General features: G+C 70.9%; 18 protein-coding genes. 3 read left to right on the forward strand and 15 right to left on the reverse strand.

The window, feature by feature from the left end; translation table 11 throughout:
* Window positions 1-54 precede the first annotated feature (54 nt).
* Both OO63_RS10350 and OO63_RS10355 read left to right on the forward strand, forming a co-directional pair.
* A complete protein-coding gene (locus OO63_RS10350; protein ID WP_051810726.1) occupies window positions 55-645 on the forward strand; it encodes an SdpA family antimicrobial peptide system protein in 591 nt (196 codons plus the stop codon).
* On the forward strand, window positions 639-1,622 hold the full coding sequence (locus tag OO63_RS10355) for a sporulation-delaying protein SdpB family protein (RefSeq protein ID WP_033264008.1): 984 nt from the start codon (window positions 639-641) through the stop codon (window positions 1,620-1,622). The genes OO63_RS10350 and OO63_RS10355 overlap by 7 nt, the downstream gene beginning before the upstream one ends.
* On the opposite strand, the gene OO63_RS43365 is transcribed toward OO63_RS10355, so the two are convergent.
* The 15 genes from OO63_RS43365 to OO63_RS10425 form a co-directional block, all read right to left on the reverse strand.
* Window positions 1,529-1,897, reverse strand: coding sequence for a GntR family transcriptional regulator (locus tag OO63_RS43365; RefSeq protein ID WP_078619059.1), 369 nt, complete (start codon window positions 1,895-1,897; stop codon window positions 1,529-1,531). The two genes, OO63_RS10355 and OO63_RS43365, sit on opposite strands and share 94 nt — an antisense overlap.
* Window positions 1,898-2,392, reverse strand: coding sequence for a hypothetical protein (locus OO63_RS45345; RefSeq protein ID WP_051810727.1), 495 nt, complete (start codon window positions 2,390-2,392; stop codon window positions 1,898-1,900). It lies immediately after the preceding gene.
* Window positions 2,389-2,808 carry a DUF1648 domain-containing protein gene (locus tag OO63_RS10365; protein WP_030359064.1) on the reverse strand — a complete coding sequence of 140 codons (420 nt, stop codon included), beginning with the start codon at window positions 2,806-2,808 and terminating at the stop codon, window positions 2,389-2,391. Before OO63_RS10365 ends, OO63_RS45345 begins: the two co-directional genes overlap by 4 nt.
* 227 nt (window positions 2,809-3,035) lie before the next feature.
* On the reverse strand, window positions 3,036-3,467 hold the full coding sequence (locus OO63_RS45350; protein ID WP_157853978.1) for a hypothetical protein: 432 nt from the start codon (window positions 3,465-3,467) through the stop codon (window positions 3,036-3,038).
* A gap of 469 nt (window positions 3,468-3,936) precedes the next feature.
* Window positions 3,937-4,800 carry a zinc metalloprotease HtpX gene (htpX, locus tag OO63_RS10375; protein WP_030359066.1) on the reverse strand — a complete coding sequence of 288 codons (864 nt, stop codon included), beginning with the start codon at window positions 4,798-4,800 and terminating at the stop codon, window positions 3,937-3,939.
* Window positions 4,801-5,017: 217 nt separating this feature from the next.
* A complete protein-coding gene (locus OO63_RS10380) occupies window positions 5,018-6,556 on the reverse strand; it encodes an NADH-quinone oxidoreductase subunit N (protein ID WP_030359067.1) in 1,539 nt (512 codons plus the stop codon).
* Window positions 6,553-8,133: an NADH-quinone oxidoreductase subunit M gene (locus OO63_RS10385; protein ID WP_030359068.1), complete on the reverse strand. Its 1,581-nt coding sequence runs from the start codon at window positions 8,131-8,133 to the stop codon at window positions 6,553-6,555. Before OO63_RS10385 ends, OO63_RS10380 begins: the two co-directional genes overlap by 4 nt.
* Window positions 8,134-8,139: 6 nt before the next feature.
* Window positions 8,140-10,134, reverse strand: coding sequence for an NADH-quinone oxidoreductase subunit 5 family protein (locus OO63_RS10390; protein WP_030359069.1), 1,995 nt, complete (start codon window positions 10,132-10,134; stop codon window positions 8,140-8,142).
* The gene (gene nuoK, locus OO63_RS10395; RefSeq protein ID WP_030359070.1) at window positions 10,131-10,544 is read right to left on the reverse strand and encodes an NADH-quinone oxidoreductase subunit NuoK; all 414 of its coding nucleotides are present in this window, start codon (window positions 10,542-10,544) and stop codon (window positions 10,131-10,133) included. The genes OO63_RS10390 and nuoK overlap by 4 nt, the downstream gene beginning before the upstream one ends.
* On the reverse strand, window positions 10,544-11,233 hold the full coding sequence (locus OO63_RS10400) for an NADH-quinone oxidoreductase subunit J family protein (RefSeq protein WP_051810728.1): 690 nt from the start codon (window positions 11,231-11,233) through the stop codon (window positions 10,544-10,546). The genes nuoK and OO63_RS10400 overlap by 1 nt, the downstream gene beginning before the upstream one ends.
* Window positions 11,230-11,832 carry a NuoI/complex I 23 kDa subunit family protein gene (locus OO63_RS10405; RefSeq protein ID WP_030359072.1) on the reverse strand — a complete coding sequence of 201 codons (603 nt, stop codon included), beginning with the start codon at window positions 11,830-11,832 and terminating at the stop codon, window positions 11,230-11,232. The genes OO63_RS10400 and OO63_RS10405 overlap by 4 nt, the downstream gene beginning before the upstream one ends.
* On the reverse strand, window positions 11,832-12,800 hold the full coding sequence (locus OO63_RS10410; RefSeq protein ID WP_030359073.1) for a complex I subunit 1/NuoH family protein: 969 nt from the start codon (window positions 12,798-12,800) through the stop codon (window positions 11,832-11,834). The genes OO63_RS10405 and OO63_RS10410 overlap by 1 nt, the downstream gene beginning before the upstream one ends.
* Window positions 12,797-13,936 carry an NADH-quinone oxidoreductase subunit C gene (locus OO63_RS10415; protein WP_030359074.1) on the reverse strand — a complete coding sequence of 380 codons (1,140 nt, stop codon included), beginning with the start codon at window positions 13,934-13,936 and terminating at the stop codon, window positions 12,797-12,799. The genes OO63_RS10410 and OO63_RS10415 overlap by 4 nt, the downstream gene beginning before the upstream one ends.
* Window positions 13,933-14,559, reverse strand: a complete 627-nt coding sequence (locus OO63_RS10420) for an NADH-quinone oxidoreductase subunit B (protein WP_030359075.1) — start codon at window positions 14,557-14,559, stop codon at window positions 13,933-13,935. The genes OO63_RS10415 and OO63_RS10420 overlap by 4 nt, the downstream gene beginning before the upstream one ends.
* Window positions 14,550-14,951 carry an NADH-quinone oxidoreductase subunit A gene (locus OO63_RS10425; RefSeq protein ID WP_030359076.1) on the reverse strand — a complete coding sequence of 134 codons (402 nt, stop codon included), beginning with the start codon at window positions 14,949-14,951 and terminating at the stop codon, window positions 14,550-14,552. Before OO63_RS10425 ends, OO63_RS10420 begins: the two co-directional genes overlap by 10 nt.
* A 261-nt stretch (window positions 14,952-15,212) precedes the next feature.
* Here OO63_RS10425 and OO63_RS10430 point away from each other — a divergent pair, with 261 nt between their 5' ends.
* Window positions 15,213-16,397 (forward strand): sensor histidine kinase, encoded by a 1,185-nt coding sequence (locus OO63_RS10430; RefSeq protein ID WP_030359077.1) that lies wholly within the window; start codon window positions 15,213-15,215, stop codon window positions 16,395-16,397.
* Window positions 16,398-16,561: the final 164 nt, after the last annotated feature.

A 16,561-nucleotide genomic window follows, 5' to 3' on the forward strand; every position in this document is an offset into this window, starting at 1 on the left:
ACATGGGTGGCCGGACTCGCCTTTCCCGACGGGGCTGTTGTGAAGCGAGACCAGTTGATCGAACGCATACCGTGGCAGCACGAGCCCGGCCACCGCGTGGCACTGTCACGCCGCTGGCTGGCGGCCCTCACCACTGCCTGGGGGGTGGTGATTCTCTATGTGGCACAGGCCGCGCTGCCGGAGAACGTCCTCACCCTGCCCTGGCAGGAACCCACGACCCGCCCGGTCGCCAGCACGGCGCCACAGGGCTGGGCCTTCTTCACCAAGTCCCCCAGGGACGCTGAACTCACCCCCTACCGTCTGGACGGCGGGAAGTGGGGCAGCGTGCGGCTGACCCCGCACTCGAAGCCGTCCAACGCCTTCGGGCTCGACCGGGCCTCCCGCTCCCAGGGCATCGAGGCGGCGCTGCTGGTCAGCGTCGCGGGGAAGAAGGTGAGGTGGCGCAACTGCACCAAGGAGCGCACCGCCGAGGACTGCCTGGCGAGCACGCCGAACTCGGGTAAGGTCACCAACCCCTCACCGGCCCCCTCGCTCTGCGGTACGGCGGCGCTGGTGCAGATGAAGCCGACGCCGTGGGCCTGGCGTGACTTGCTGAAGGAGACCCACACCCCGGAGAAGGCGGCTGTGTGGGAGGTGTCATGCTGACGGGTACGCGCACGCTGCCCTTGCCATGGACCAGTCTGTACGGTCTTGCCCGCACCCTGGTGGCGCTCGGTACGGCCGGGACTCTGACGTTCTCCAGCGCGGAGACCCTGTTCCGGCCGGTGGCCACGCTCGGCCCGCACCCAGTCTGCCAGGGCCCCGGCGCGGCCTCGGTGTTCTGCTTCGTCCCCGATGCCTCCCAGACGTACACCGGGCTCATCTGGGTGAAGTGGCTCTGTGTCCTGGTGCTCCTCGTCGTGGCCTCCGGCTGGCGGCCACGGCTGACCGCGCTGCCCCACGCGTACGTCAACTTCTCAGTGTTCACTGGCATAGCGATCGGCGATGGCGGCGACCAGATCGGCCTCATCCTCTCCGTGCTCCTTGCGCTGCCCGCGCTGGGGGACCGGCGACACTGGCACTGGCAGAAGACCACGGAGCCGGATACCGGGGGACGGGTGCGGCGCGGTTGGGCGATGGCCGGGATCACCGGCCTCATGGTGCTCAGGCTGCAGATGTCGTTTCTCTACTTCCAGGCCGCCGTGGCGAAGTTCCCGCACACGGAGTGGGCCGACGGAACAGCCATGTGGTACTGGGGTACGTCGCTGCAGTTCGGGCCGCCGCCCTGGCTGGCCCCGCTGGTCGAGTGGGTCGTGTCGATCCCGCTGGGAGTCGCGCTGATGACGTGGCTACCTCTGGCCACCGAAATGTTCCTCGCGGCCGCTCTGCTCCTTCCGCAGAGGGTCCGTTGGGGCGTGCTGTGGGCGGGGCTCGGCTTCCACCTCATGATCGCCCTCATCATGGGGCTGTGGTCGTTCGCGCTGGCGATGGCAGGGGGCATCGTCATCCTCTGCTGCCCTCTGGGGGCGCACCTGACCCCACGCCGTCGTCACACCTGCGCGGGCGAGGACATGCAGGACGACACCAGCGCGAGCGTCTCCGCCTCCGACAAGCCCATGGAGCGGGCGTCGGCCACCAGCTGACGGGCCTTCTCGAACAGCGCCGCCCGGGACTGGGGCGTGACCGCGGTGACGACCGCGCCCCGTCCGGGCCGCAGCTCGATCAGCCCCTCGTCGCGGAGGATCTGATAGCCGCGCAGCACGGTGTGCATGTTCACACCGAGCGAACGGGCGACCTCACGCGCCGCGGGGAGCCGTTGCCCCTGCTGCAAGTCGCCCTCGGCCATGGCTCTGCGTACGGAGGACGCGACCTGGTCGGAGAGCGGCGTGGACAGCGAGGGGTCGATTCGTACGAGCACCTAGAGACTCCGCATGTCTTCGTCGCGACGCAGCAGGGCTTCGATGAGCCCCGCGGCGGAGGCGGCGTCGTCCGTGGTGACTACGAACTCGCGGCCGCTCTTCAGCTTGAGCCACAGCGCGTCACCCGGCCGCAGGGCCACTGCGTGCCGCCCGGGCTGGATACGGTAGCCGAAGCCGTGCAGTTCGGTGAGGGTCGTCCGCTTGGCCCAGGCATTCTCGATCTGATCCAGCGGAATGCGTCGGCGTACGAAGGGTGCGACGACGGGGGCGACGGACACCCCGGAGGCGTCCACGTTGACCCGCACGGTGCCGACGATGACCAGGACGACGCCGAGGGGGATGCCGGCGTAGGCGGCGGTCGAGTCCCCGGTCAGGACCGTGACGACGACCCCGGCGATCGTGAGGACGGCGCCGACCGGCCACAACCAGGTCAGACCCGCAGTGCGGTTCCAGGCGACTTTCTCGCCGGGAGAGAGATTGATCGGCGGGGTCATTGGATCCTCCACATCAGGGTGGCGCCCACACCGGATGCCAGCGCTGCGGCGACCGCGGCGGCCGGCAGATGGGTCGATAACGGGAAGTCGACCAAGTTGGGGTGTGCGAGGCCCCGGTTGGCGAACAGCAGCGCGATGGTCAGATAACCCGTGAGCCCAGCCAGCGCCCAGCAGGCGATGGCGTTGAACTGTAAGGCGCGCTGCGTTCCGCCCCGGCGCCACGCGGGGTAGCCGAAGGCCAGGACCTCGATGGCGAAAAGGCCCACGGTGAAGCCCCACGCTCCGACGGGCGTCATGTAGCCGTCGGGTCCGTCGGAGCCGAAGTGCGTGGCGACCTTGTCCGGGAAGGTGCCGGACAAGGAGACGAACACCGCGGTGTAGACGACGGCGGCGATGACGAGCGGACCCGCCGTCACTGCGAACCTGACTACCGGCGACCTCGTATGCCGGGGTGTGCTGTGCGGTGTGTTCGCGAACTGCGCCATAGGCCAATTCCTTTCAGCGCGGCGGCAGTTGATGTAATCAGAACAGAACAAGTAGCGCTAAGGAAGCCCCAAGCCGCCGCCGGGGTCGCGGCGGCGCGGACGTGTGGGGAGCGGGCGGGAGCGGGTCGGCGAGCCGGCAGTCGGCATTCGCGGGGCGGTCAGTCCCCGGCTTCCCAGCTCTCCTTCGTAGTGACGACAACGTCGTTGACCTTGTCGTCGACGACCTGGGCGGCTCGGTATTCCGTGGTGTCGTCACTGGTGAAGCTGACCAAGATCCAACTTCCCTTGGCACTCACGCCGTTGCCGCTGGTCGGCTTGACGTCCGTGGCCTTCATGCCAGCGGTGGACAGGTCACTCAGCACCTTTCCGGGATCGCTCGCGCGTTGCCGTGCACAAGCCTTGACGCTTCCGCCTCCACGGAAGCCGCTCGTCTCCAACGCGCAGGCTTCCGCCCATTTGCCCTTGGCAGCGAACTTGAAGTGCTCTTCGGCGATTTCCCTGTCGCTGCCCAGCGAACAGGCGCCAAGTAGACCGAGCGACGCGGCAGCGGCTAAGAGGGCGGGGGCACGTCGCAGCGAGGTGCGTGACATGAGCAGGCCTCCTATTGTTTGCATCACAATAGAACAATGGCGTATTTGCGTGCAAGAGGCAGGCCCTCCCTCGGCGTGCGCGGGGGTATCGTCAAAGTTGTTCCGCGGTGCGTGATGCGATCTCGCTGTAGGCCGTCGCGTCGGGTAAGGCGGCCAGGAGGCCGATGTCGTCAACGAGCATCTGGTAGGGGCGGGAGGGGATGAACCCACCGCCTCGCACCGCAGTTCGCCCGCTCTCTCGCCGCTGAACGGCCGGGCACACCCACTCGAGGGTGATGCCGCAGTACGTGGACGATCATCCTCAGCCAGCCTGCATCGGCCGCCCCAGACACCAACCCGTCCTGAGGCACTTCGATCTCTGGACATCCGGCGGCACCCGGGAGCGTGTGAACGCGGCCCTGGCAGATACGAAACGGGTCCAGTTTCCGGAGCCTGAGTGGCTATCTCCAGATGACGTTCAGAACTGTCTTCACTGCTGACGACCTGCCATCTGCTCGAGCCGGGCGATGCGCTCCGCCATCGGCGGGTGGGTGGAGAACAGCTTCGACATGCCCTGGCCGGGCCGGAACGGGTTGGCAATCATCATATGGCTCGCCGTTTCGAGCCGGGGCTCCGGCGGGAGCGGCAACTGCTTCGTACCGGCGTCGAGTTTGCGCAAGGCACTGGCGAGAGCCAGTGGGTCGCCGGTGAGTTGCGCGCCGGACGCGTCGGCCTCGTACTCCCTGGAACGGCTGATGGCGAGCTGGATGATGGACGCGGCGAGCGGGCCGAGCAGCATGATCAGGAGCATCCCGAAGATGCCGGGGCCTTCGTTGTCGTTGGAGCGTCCGATCGGAATCAGCCAGGCGAAGTTGACCAGGAACATGATGACGGAGGCGAGGGCGCCGGCGACCGAGGAGATCAGGATGTCGCGGTTGTAGACGTGGCTCAGTTCGTGGCCGATGACTCCGCGCAGCTCGCGCGGGGTGAGGATGCGCAGGATGCCGTCCGTGCAGCACACGGCGGCGTTGCGCGGGTTGCGGCCGGTCGCGAAGGCGTTCGGCGCCTCCGTCGGTGAGATGTAGAGCCGGGGCATGGGCTGGCGGGCCTGGGTGGAGAGCTCACGCACCATGCGGTACAGCTCGGGGGCCTCGAACTCGCTCACCGGGCGTGCCCGCATCGCGCGCAGGGCCAGCTTGTCGCTGTTCCAGTACGCGTACGCGTTCGTGCCGACCGCCACGAAGAGCGCGACGATCAAGCCCATACGCCCGAAGAAGCTGCCGATGACGATGATGAGTGCGGACAGTCCCCCGAGGAGTACGGCGGTCTTCAGCCCGTTGGTCCGGCGGTGCACGGTACGCCCTCCTGGTGGTGCGCGGGGGAACCCTTCTTGCTGGTGCTTCCACTGTTCAGTGGACCCTCCCTTACTGGTCAACGCCAGGCGGAGGGTGCTAGTTCCCTTGTGCGCTCAGGAGAGGTGTGGGCCGCGCGGGTGACGGGGCGGTCCGGGTCCGTGTTCGCCGGTCGGCGGAGGACGCCCTCCCCCGTTCACCCCATGCCGTACGAGCGGCTCAGCGCACGCCGTGTTCCGCGAACTGGAGGACGAGCTGGGGCGCCCCGGAGAGGGCGACGCCGAGCACGGCGGTGACCGCGATGGCCGCGGTGAGGGGGGCCGGAATGTGGTGCTTGGCGGGCTCGCCCTCGGGGGCGCGGAACAGCAGCGCCGTCCACTGGAGGTAGTAGTAGAGCGCGATCACCACGTTGGCCGCCATGACGACGGCCAGCCAGCCGAGGCCCGCGTCGACCGCCGTGGAGAACACGGTGACCTTCGCGAAGAGGCCGATGATGCCCGGCGGCAGACCGGCCAGGCACAGCAGGAAGAAGGCGAGGACCAGGGCCGACAGGGGGCTCTTGGCGTACAGGCCCCGGTAGTCGCTGACGCGGTTCAGCTTCTGAGTGCGGCCGACCAGGGCGGCGACGGCGAACGCTCCGAGGTTCACGGCGGCGTACATCAGGGCGTACGCGACGGTCGCGCCGGTGGTCTCCAGGACGTCGGTGTGGCGGTCGGCGTACCCGGCTGCCGCGATCGGCACCAGGAGGTAGCCCGCCTGGCCGACCGAGGACCAGGCGAGCAGCCGGACCGCGCTGTACGCGCGCGTGGACTGCTGGCGCAGGGCGGCGACGTTGCCGATGGTCATGGTGAGGGCGGCGAGCGCGGCGAGCGCGGGGCCCCAGACGTCGGCGTACTCCGGGAAGGCGACGACCGTGACGAGGATCAGGCCGGTGAAGCCGACGGCCTTGCCGACGACGGAGAGGTACGCGGCGACGGGCAACGGCGCGCCTACGTAGGTGTCGGGTACCCAGAAGTGGAAGGGGACGGCGGCCACCTTGAAGGCGAAGCCGACGAGGGTGAGGACGACGCCGGTCTGCGCGAGCGTGTCCAGCTGTCCGTCGACGTTCCCGAGCTTCTCGCCGACCTCGGTGAGGTGCATGGTGCCCGTCGCGGCGTACACGAAGCTGACGCCCAGGAGGGTCACGGCGGTCGCGGTCACGGAGGAGAGGAAGAACTTCAGGGCCGCCTCGGAGGAGCGCTTGTCGCCGCGCTTGAGGCCGACGAGGGCGAAGGCGGGCAGCGATGCGACCTCCAGGGCGACGACGAGGGTCGCGAGGTCGCGGGAGGCGGGCAGCAGGGCGGCGCCCGCGGCCGAGGAGAGCAGCAGGAACCAGTACTCCCCTTCGGGGAGGTCCTTGTCGGCGTTCCGCGCGTCCTTGAGGGCGGTCATCGAGAGCAGGGCGGTGAGCAGCGCGCCGCCGATGACGAGGAGCTGGATGACGAGGGTGAACTCGTCGACCGTGTAGCTGCAGGCGGTGGCCCTAGGGCCGCTCAGGCAGAAGGTCGAGCGGTGCGAGTCGGTCAGGGGCAGCAGGAACAGGCCCGCCGCCACCAGGCCCGCGAGGGAGACCCAGCCGAGCACGTGCTTGTTGCGCTCGCTCAGGAACAGGTCGGCGACGAGGACCGCGAGGCCTACGACCGCCACGATCGTGGGCGGGGCGACGGCCACCCAGTCGACGGACTGGATGAGGCTCGCGGTGGATTCGGCGGCGATCACGACTTGCCTCCTGCGAGGAGCTGCTGGACGGCCGGGTCGGTGAGGCCGAGGAGGGCCGCGGGCCAGAGGCCGGCGAGGACGGTGAGGGCGACGAGCGGGGTCCAGGCGGCGAACTCGTAGCCCTGGACGTCGGCGAGCCGCGGCGTCTCCTGGGTCTCGGACGTCGGGCCCATGCAGACGCGGCGTACGACGATGAGCATGTACGCGGCCGTGAGCAGGGTGCCGAACGCGGCGATCGCCATGAACGTGAGGAACGCGGGGCGGCTGAGGTCGTCGGCGGGTTTGAACGCGCCGAACAGTGCGAGCATCTCGCCCCAGAACCCGGCGAGTCCCGGCAGGCCGAGCGAGGCGACGGCGCCGAAGGCGAGCAGGCCGCCGAGGCGTGGTGCCTTGCCGTAGAGGGCGGCGCCGGACTCCTTGGCCAGGGTGTCGAGGTCGCTCGTGCCCGTGCGGTCCTTGAGCGCGCCGACCAGGAAGAACAGCAGGCCGGTGATGAGGCCGTGGGCGATGTTGGCGAAGAGCGCGCCGTTCACGCCGGTCGGCGTCATCGTCGAGATGCCGAGGAGCACGAAACCCATGTGGCCGACGGAGGAGTACGCGATGAGGCGCTTGAGGTCGCCCTTGGCGCCGGGCCGCGCGAGGGCCAGGCAGGCCAGGGATCCGTAGATGATCCCGACGACGGCGAACGCGGCGAGGTAGGGCGCGAACGTCTCCATCCCGTCGGGCGCGATCGGCAGCAGGATCCGGACGAACCCGTATGTACCCATCTTCAGCAGGACACCGGCCAGCAGGACCGAGCCGACGGTGGGCGCGGCGGTGTGGGCGTCGGGGAGCCAGCTGTGCAGCGGCCACATCGGCGTCTTGACGGCGAGCCCGATCCCGATCGCCAGAACGGCGATGACCTGCACGGATGTACTCAGCTGCCGGTCGTTGTCAGTGGCGAGTGCCACCATGTCGAATGTGCCCGCCCTCAGCCCGATGAGGAGCAGGCCGAGCAGCATGACGACGGAGCCGAGCAGCGTGTAGAGGATGAACTTCCAAGCCGCTTGCGTGCGTTGGGCTCCGCCCCAGCGGGCGATGAGGAAGTACATCGGGATGAGCACCATCTCGAACGCGAGGAAGAACAGCAGCAGATCGAGGACGGCGAAGGTCGCGAGGGTGCCGGACTCCAGGACGAGGATCAGCGCCACGAATGCCTTGGGGGACGGCCCGGCAGGCATTTTGAAGTAGCTGTACAGCGCGCAGAGGAAGGTCAGGAGCGCGGTCAGGACCAGCAGGGGGAGGGAGATGCCGTCGATGCCGAGGTGGATGCGCACGTCGAGTGCGGGGATCCAGCTGATGTCCGTCGTGGCCTGCATCTTCGACGGGTGGTCGTGGTCGAAGCCGAGCGCGAGGACGATCGCGGCGACGAGGATCACGCCGGTCACGGTCACGCCGTGGCGCAGCACGGCCTGGTCGGGGGACTTCCCCTTCAGCCCGGGCGGGGCCGGCAGGAGAGCGGCCGCGGCTCCGACGAGCGGGCCGACGACGATCAACGCGAGAAGGAACTGCATCACTGACTCACTGATACCGATCACGGCTGCTCACGCTCCGGCGGTGGCGACGAGGACGGCGGCGACCGCCAGGACGACGGTGCCCGCGAGCAGCGCGCTCAGGTAGGTCTGCACGTTGCCGGTCTGCGCGCGGCGGACGGCCGCGCCGAGCCAGCGGGGTGCGGTGCCTGCGCCGCGTACGTACGTGTCGACGACCTCGCGGTCGAGGAAGCGGACGAGGCGGGCGCCGGCCTGGACGGGGCGGACGAACAGGGCCGCGTAGAGGGCGTCGAGGTGGAAGCCGACGGCGGCGTGGCGGTGCAGCGGGCCGAGCAGGAGGCGGCCCGGGTCCGCCGGGTCGGGGGCGCTCGCGACGTTCCCATAGGCCGGGGCGTGCGTGGCGATGGCCTCCGCCTCGACCTGGCCCCCGTCGGCGTCGGGGTGGGCGGCGACCGCGCCGATCGGGACGCGGGCGGCGAGCGCGGTGGTGTGCCGCCACGCGCCGTACGTGACCAGGGCGCCGACCAGGGCGACGCCCGTGCCGAGGACGGAGGTGGTGAGCGTCGGGGCGAGCTTGTGGCCGTCGAACCAGTCCGGGAGGACGCCGACGGTCACGCCGAAGGCCAGCGAGGGGACGGCGAGGACCCACAGCACGGCGGTCATGGCGACCGGCTGCCTGCCGTGGTCCGGTGCTTCGGCTCCCCTGCCCCGGAAGGCGAGCAGCCACAGGCGGGTCGCGTACGCGGCGGTCAGGAGGGCGGCGACCAGGCCCGCGACGAGGACGATCCAGCCCGCGGCGGCGGGGGCGGAGTCGGCGTGGCCTGTGGCCGTGTGCTCGGCGGCGCCGAGGACGGCCTCCTTGGAGAAGAAGCCGCTGAAGGGCGGGATCGCGGCGAGCGCGAGGAGCGCCACGGTCATCGTCCAGTAGGCGTCGGGGACGCGGTCGCGCAGGTCCTTCATGCGGGACATGGCGGCGAGGGAGTTGGTGCCGGCGGCGTGGATGATCACGCCGGCGGCGAGGAACAGGAGCGCCTTGAAGGCGCCGTGCGACAGGAGGTGGAAGACGGCGGCACCGCGGTCGCCGACGGCGAGGGCGCCGGTCATGTAGCCGAGCTGGCCGATCGTCGAGTACGCGAGGACGCGCTTGATGTCGTCCTGGGCGAGCGCGGCGAGGGCCGAGCCCGCCATGGTCACGGCGGCCATGACGGCGAGGACGACCAGGGCGGCGGCCGAGGCGGCGAAGACCGGGAGGAGCCGGGCGACGAAGTAGACACCGGCGGCGACCATCGTCGCGGCGTGGATGAGCGCCGAGACGGGGGTCGGGCCCGCCATCGCGTCGGGAAGCCAGGTGTGCAGCGGGAACTGCGCGGACTTGCCCGCGACGCCAGCGAGGAGGAGCAGGGCGATGAGGGTGGGGTGGTCCAGGCCGCCCTGCGCGACGGTGGCCAGGATCTCCGTGATCCGGAACGAGCCCGCGTCCACGGCGAGCGCGAACAGGCCGATCAGGAAGGGGACGTCACCGAGCTTGGTGACCAGGAAGGCCTTCAGGGAGGCGGCGCGGGCCTCGGGCGTCTCCCAGTAGTGGCCGACGAGGAAGTACGAGCAGATGCCCATGATCTCCCAGCCGACCAGAAGCACCATCAGGTCGCCGGAGTAGACGACGAGCAGCATCGCGGAGGTGAAGAGGGAGACCAGGGCGGCGTACGAGGGGTAGCGCGGGTCGTCGCGCAGGTAGGCCGTCGAGTAGATCTGCACGCAGGAGGCGACGACGCCGACGAGGACGGCGACGAGGGCCGCGAAGCCGTCGATGTGCAGGGCGAGGTCGATGGGGACCGAGCCGGTGGGGGTGAGCTGGGTGGCCGCGTCCACGGCCGCGTCGCCGCCCTGGCGCACGGCCACGACGGCGGCGAGCCCGAGCGAGGTCAGCGCGGGAAGCACCGCGAGCGGCCGGACGAGGCCGGGGACCGTGCGGCCGAGCAGCAGACCGGCGACGGCGCCGAGGAACGGCAGGAGGGGGACGAGGACGGCGAGGGTGGTCGTGGTCACGCGGTGGCCTCAGCCTTCTGCGACGCCCCGGGGGCGGGCTCGTCGGGTTCCTCGGCGGCGGCGCCCTCCGGGCCGACGCCGTCGCCGTCGCCGCCGTCGTCCGGGCGCTCGGCGGTGTCGCGGAGGTCGTCGACGGCGGAGGTGCCGCGGTTGCGGTAGACGGCGAGGACGATCGCGAGGCCGATGCCGATCTCGGCGGCGGCGATGGCGATGGTGAACAGGGTCAGGGCCTGGCCGGAGTGCAGGGTGTCGCGGAGCCAGACGTCGAAGGCGACCAGGTTGAGGTTGACGGCGTTGAGCATCAGCTCGACGGACATCAGGACCAGGATCGCGTTGCGGCGGGCGAGGACGCCGTAGAGGCCGACGCAGAAGAGGAGGACGGCGAGGACGGCGGGGTAGGCGAGGTGCATCAGCGGGTCCCCTCCGTCTGGTCCGTCTGGTCCGTCTGGCCCGTCTGGTCGTTCGGTGCCTTCGGTGCCTTCTGGTCCTTCGGGGCCTTCTGGGCGGCCGGGGTCTTGGGGCCGTTGCGGTTCTGGCGGCCGTTGGCGTCCGGCTCGTCCTTGGACTTGCGGGACAGCACGATCGCGCCGACGAGGGCGGCGAGCAGCAGGACCGAGAGCGCCTCGAAGGGCAGGACCCAGTGCCGGAAGAGGATCGAGCCGGTGACGTCGGTGGTGCCCTGGGGCTTGTCCAGCTCGATCCACTGGGTGCGGAAGGCGTCCACGACGACCCAGACCAGGGCGCCGGCCGCGGCGAGGGCGACGGCGAGCGCGACAGGCCGGTTGCCCGAGTCTGCGTCCGGGGAGCGGCCGATGGGCGCCCTGGTGAGCATCAGGCCGAAGAGCAGGAGGACGACGACGGAGCCGACGTAGATGAGGACCTGGACCCAGGCGATGAACTCGGCGGTCAGGAGCAGGTACTCGACGGCGAGGCCGCCGAGCGCGACGACCAGCCAGAGCGCGGCGTGCACGAGCTGGCGGGTGGTGACGGTGATGACCGCGGCGCCCAGGGTGACGAGTCCGACGAGCACGAAGGCGATCTCGATGCCGGTCGGGGAGAGGAAGCCCTGGGGGGCGTCGGCGGCGATGGGGAGGTTCACGCGTCCCCCTCCGGCCTGGCCTCGGGGGCCGGCTCCGGCGCCGGCTCGGCGGCCTGGTCCGCGGCCAGTTTCTCGGCCTCGGCGGCCAGCTTGTCGGCGGCCTTGCGGGCGGCGGCGAGTTCCTTCGGCTCCTCGGCGGCCGGGTCGAGCGCGGGCGGGGCGGGGACCGTCCACATCCACTCGCGGAGCTTGTCGCGCTCGTGGGTGAGTTCGTGGATGTCGGTCTCGGCGTACTCGAACTCCGGGGACCAGAACAGCGCGTCGAAGGGGCACACCTCGATGCAGATGCCGCAGTACATGCAGAGGGAGAAGTCGATGGCGAAGCGGTCGAGGACGTTGCGGCTGCGCTCGCGGCCGCCGGGCGCGGCGGCCGGGACCGTCTCCTTGTGGGAGTCGATGTAGATGCACCAGTCCGGGCACTCTCGGGCGCACAGCATGCAGACCGTGCAGTTCTCCTCGAACAGGCCGATGACGCCCCGGGTGCGGGGCGGCAGTTCGGGCTGCACGTCGGGGTACTGCTCGGTGACGGTCTTCTTCGTCATCGTGCGGAGGGTGACGGCTAGGCCCTTGGCGAGGCCTGACCCAGGTACCGGGGGCATCAGTTGATCGCCACCTTCACGATTCCGGTGAGCGCGATCTGCGCGAGGGCGAGCGGGACGAGGAGGACCCAGGCGAGCTTCTGGAGCTGGTCCTCACGGAGCCGGGGGTAGGTGACGCGCAGCCAGATCACGACGAACGCGAGGACGGCCGTCTTCAGGAGCGTCCACACCCAGCCGAGCCCGTCGGCGCCCCACGGGCCGTGCCAGCCGCCCAGGAACAGGACGGTGGTCAGGCCGCACAGGACGACGATCCCGGCGTACTCGGCGAGCAGGAAGAGGGCGAAGCGCAGGCCCGTGTACTCGGTGTACGCGCCGAAGATGATCTCGGAGTCGGCGACCGGCATGTCGAAGGGCGGGCGCTGGAGCTCGGCGAGCCCGGCGACGAAGAAGACGATCGCGCCGACGATCTGCCAGGGCAGCCACCACCACTCGAAGGCGTCCACGATGCCGGGCAGCGAGACCGTGCCCGCGGCCATCGCCACGGACGCGGCGGCGAGCAGCATCGGCAGCTCGTACGCGAGGAGCTGGGCCGCGGTACGCAGGCCGCCGAGGAGGGAGAACTTGTTGGCCGACGCCCAGCCCGCCATCAGGGAGCCGAGGACGCCGACGCCCATGACGGCGAGCACGAAGAAGACGCCCGCGTCGACGACCTGCCCGACGGCGCCCTCGCCGGGGCCGATCGGGATGGCGAGGAGCACGAGCAGGTACGGCAGCAGGGCCACGGCCGGGGCGAGCTGGAAGACCCGGCGGTCGGCGTCGGCCGGGACGACGTCTTCCTTCTGGGCGAACTTGACGCCGTCGGCGACGAGTTGGGCCCAGCCGTGGAAGCCGCCCGCGTACATGGGGCCGAGGCGGCCCTGCATGTGGGCCATCACCTTGTGTTCGGTCTGGCCGATGATCAGGGGGAACGTCAGGAAGACGACGAAGACGACGAGGAGTCGCAGCGTGACGTCGAGGGCGTCGTTCACTGCGGGCCTCCTGGGCGGGTGTCAGGGTCGTCGGGGGCGTCGGGGGCGTCGGGAGTTTTCGGAGCCTCGGGTTTCGGCGGCTGCGCAGCTTCCGGCGCGGCGTCCGCTGCCTTCGGTGCGGCCTCCGGTACCTCCGGCGCAGCCTCCGGTGCCTCCGGTACCTCCGGCGCGGTCTCCGGCGTGGCCTCCGTCGAGGCCTCGTCGAACGCCGGGCGCGCGTTGTGCCACGGGGCCTCGTCCTTCGCCTTCGGGGGCCGCGCGGCCTCCGTGGCCGGGGTCGCCGGAGCAGCCGGGGTCGCCGGAGCAGCCGGGCTCGCCGGAGCAGCCGGGTTCGCCGGAGCCGCTGCCTCCCCCTCGGGCGCCGCCGCGCCCTCCGCCCGCTGCGAGGCCGACCCCTGCGACACACTGCGTGCCCGCCGGGCCGGAGCCGGAGCCGCCTCCGTCTCCGCCTGGCTCGCGGACCCCTCGCCCGCGGTCCGCGCGCGCCGGGCCGGGCGCTCGCCCGCGGCGCGCCCCGCCGCACCGCCCGCGGCCCGCCCCGCCCCACGCGCGGGCCGTGCCGGAGCGGCCGGAAGCTGCCCCTTCAGCGGGCCCCACTCGTTGGGGTCGGGCACGCCCGGCGGCAGCATCTGCCGCCGCTTGGGCCCACCGTGCTCGGATTCCCCCGGCTCCTTGGCTCCCGGCCACGCCTTCGCGACCCGCGCCGCGAGCACGAAGTCCTTGCGCAGCGGGTGGCCCTCGAAGCCCTCGGGAAGCAGCAGCGGTACGAGATGGGGGTGGCCCTCGAAGCCGACGCCGAACATCTCGTGGGTCTCGCGCTCGTGCCAGGCCGCGCCCGCGTAGACGTCGACGGCGGTCGGCAGGACGGGCGCCTCGTGCGGCACGGTCGTGCGGACGAGCAGCCGCCGCACCGGGGACAGGGCGACGACGTGGGCGGACACGCGGAATCCGGTGCCCGGTTCGTCGACGGCGCTGAGCCAGTCGAAGTAGGTGCAGCCGAGGTCGTCGCGGGCGGTGCGCAGGGCGTCGAGCCAGGTGGCCACGGGCACGTCCACCGTCAGGACCTCGTACGACTCCTCGGCGCTCGCCTCCGCGCCGAACAGCTCCTCGACGGGAGCGGGCAGCCAGCCGGTCATCCGGCGTCCTCCCCCGTCACCGGCGCCGCGCCCGGCGCGGGCGGCGGGACCAGGCCGCTCTGCAGCGCCGCCGTGGACGGCCGCGTCCCGTTCGCTCCGTAGCGCTCGCCGAGCGACTCGCGGGCGATCTTCTCCTGGAGCTTGAGGATGCCCTGGAGCAGCGCCTCCGGGCGCGGCGGGCATCCGGGAACGTAGACGTCGACGGGGATGATCTGGTCGACGCCCTTGGTGACGGAGTACGAGTCCCAGTACGGGCCGCCGCAGTTGGAGCAGGCGCCGAAGGAGATGACGTACTTGGGCTCGGGCATCTGCTCGTACAGACGCTTCACGGCGGGCGCCATCTTGTCGGTGACCGTGCCGGAGACGACCATCAGGTCGGCCTGGCGCGGGCCCGGTGCGAACGGGATCACGCCGAGGCGGATGAAGTCGTGCCGGGCCATGGACGCCGCGATGAACTCGATGGCGCAGCAGGCGAGGCCGAAGTTGAAGACCCACAGGCTGTAGCGGCGGCCCCAGTTGAGGACCACCTTCATCGGCTCGGGGGCGAGGCGGGACAGGACGCCAAGCCGCTTCGGCTCCGGGAGGAGCACGGGCTCCGCCGCGGGCTCCTGGTTCACGTCCATGTGAGGACGCCCTTCTTGTATGCGTACAGCAGGCCCACGGCCAGGAAGCCGAGGAAGATGAACATCTCGACGAGGGTCGCGGCGCCGTATCCGGGCGCGGCGAAGACCGTCGCCCACGGGAAGAGGAAGATCGAGTCGACGGCGAAGATGACGTAGAGGAACGCGTAGACGTAGTAGCGGACCTGGGTGTGGGCCCAGCCGTCGCCGACCGGGTCGACGCCGCATTCGTAGGTGAGCAGTTTCTCCGGGGTCGGTACGACCGGCCGCAGGAGCCGGCCCGCACCGAAGGCCACGGCGACGAACAGCACGCCCACGACGGCGAGCAGCCCGACGACGGAGTACGACTCGAAGTAGCTCGCCGCGACGTCCGTGCGGTGCGTCGTCACTGGCACCTCAGCCCCTCACTCCCGAAACTCACGCGTGTCTCGCTCACGTCTCACCCGTGTCTCGTCCGATTCGCCGTCACAGCGGGTCAACGGAGCAGCTTGCCGTCACGTCCGTTCGACGATCTGTACGCACGGGAGTCTAGGGCCTGCTAAAGGAGAGGTAAGCAGACCGTCACGGCCAAGCATGGGCGGGGTGGGGTTAACCACAGTGCGATCCGGCGGTCCCCCTCATGGCGCGAGCGCGGCGAGCCGGGCACCCTTTGCGGTATGACCGCAAGCACCACGCCTTCGGAAGCCCCACCAGAGGGCCCGCCGCCTGCCCGTTTCGCCTATGACGTGCACACCTGGAAGGAGATCGCGCATCTCCTGGTGAACCTGCCGATCGGGATCGCCGGTTTTGTGTACGTGGTGGCGGCGCTGGGCATAGGCGGCGTCCTCTCGGTGACGGTGATCGGTCTGCCGCTGCTCGCGTTCGCGCTGTTCGGCGCGCGGCTGCTCGGCAAGGCGGAGCGCTGGCGGGCGCGGCTGCTTCTCGGTGTCCGGATCGAGGAGCCGAGCCCGATGCCGTCGCCTTCGCGGCGCGGCGGCAGCTTCCTCAACTGGCTCTGGTCCACGCTCAAGGACCCGGTGGGCTGGCGCACGATGCTGTACTGCTTCATCCGGCTGCCGTGGGCCGTGGTGACGTTCACGGTCATGTCCGTCGGGGTGTTCGTGCTGTGGCCGATTCTGCCCTTCATCGCGCGCCTGCTCGCCAACGCCGACCGGGCGATGGTGCGGGGCCTGCTGTCGCGCTCCGACGAACTGGAGCGGCGCATCGCCGAACTGGAGTCGGACCGGGGGGTCGTCGTGGACACCGCGGCGGCCGACCTGCGGCGCATCGAGCGCGATCTGCACGACGGCGCGCAGGCGCGTCTCGTGGCGCTCGCGATGGGGCTCGGCCTCGCCAAGGAGAAGCTCCTGGAGGACCCGGAAGCGGCGGCGGCGATGGTCGGCGAGGCGCACGGCGAGGTGAAGCTGGCCCTCCAGGAGCTGCGGGACCTGGCGCGCGGCATCCACCCGGCCGTCCTCACCGACCGCGGCCTGGACGCGGCCCTGTCGTCGGTCGCCTCCCGGTGCACGGTGCCGGTGAAGGTGACGGCCGACCTGCCGACGCGCCCGGCCGCCGCGATCGAGGGCATCGCGTACTTCACCGTCTCCGAACTCCTGCAGAACGTGAGCAAGCACAGCGGGGCGCGGACCGCGAGCGTCGAGGTGTGGCGCTCCGACCAGCGCCTGTTGATACAGGTGTGGGACGACGGCCACGGCGGCGCCAGCCTGGACGGCGGCAGCGGCATGGCGGGCCTCGCGGACCGGCTCGGCGCGGTGGACGGCCTGTTCATCATCGACTCGCCCACGGGCGGGCCGACGACGATCACGGCGGAGCTGCCGTGGCGCGACCGGAGCGCGGACTGAGGGCCCTTCCGGGTGCCACGCTCCCCCGCGAGGTAGGGAAAACCCCCCGCTCAAGACGCCGACCCACTCCATGGTCGCGACCGGGCGCCGGAGCGCACTCTGGGGTTACGACAAGGGGAAGCTCACGCGGGGCAGGCAAGAACCCGCGCGGGGACGAGCAGAAC

Origin of the sequence: Streptomyces alboflavus, assembly GCF_000716675.1 — a bacterium.
Classification (GTDB): domain Bacteria; phylum Actinomycetota; class Actinomycetes; order Streptomycetales; family Streptomycetaceae; genus Streptomyces; species Streptomyces alboflavus.

Excerpts from the sequence above, each read along its gene's own strand:
- OO63_RS10355 (WP_033264008.1), top strand. The coding sequence starts at position 639 with ATGCTGACGGGTACGCGCACGCTGCCCTTGCCATGGACCAGTCTGTAC.
- OO63_RS45345 (WP_051810727.1), bottom strand. The coding sequence starts at position 2,392 with ATGACCCCGCCGATCAATCTCTCTCCCGGCGAGAAAGTCGCCTGGAAC.
- nuoK (WP_030359070.1), bottom strand. The coding sequence starts at position 10,544 with ATGCACCTCGCCTACCCCGCCGTCCTCGCCGTCCTCCTCTTCTGCGTC.
- OO63_RS10420 (WP_030359075.1), bottom strand. The coding sequence starts at position 14,559 with ATGGACGTGAACCAGGAGCCCGCGGCGGAGCCCGTGCTCCTCCCGGAG.
- OO63_RS45350 (WP_157853978.1), bottom strand. The coding sequence starts at position 3,467 with ATGTCACGCACCTCGCTGCGACGTGCCCCCGCCCTCTTAGCCGCTGCC.
- OO63_RS10415 (WP_030359074.1), bottom strand. The coding sequence starts at position 13,936 with ATGACCGGCTGGCTGCCCGCTCCCGTCGAGGAGCTGTTCGGCGCGGAG.
- OO63_RS10430 (WP_030359077.1), top strand. The coding sequence starts at position 15,213 with ATGACCGCAAGCACCACGCCTTCGGAAGCCCCACCAGAGGGCCCGCCG.
- OO63_RS10405 (WP_030359072.1), bottom strand. The coding sequence starts at position 11,832 with ATGCCCCCGGTACCTGGGTCAGGCCTCGCCAAGGGCCTAGCCGTCACC.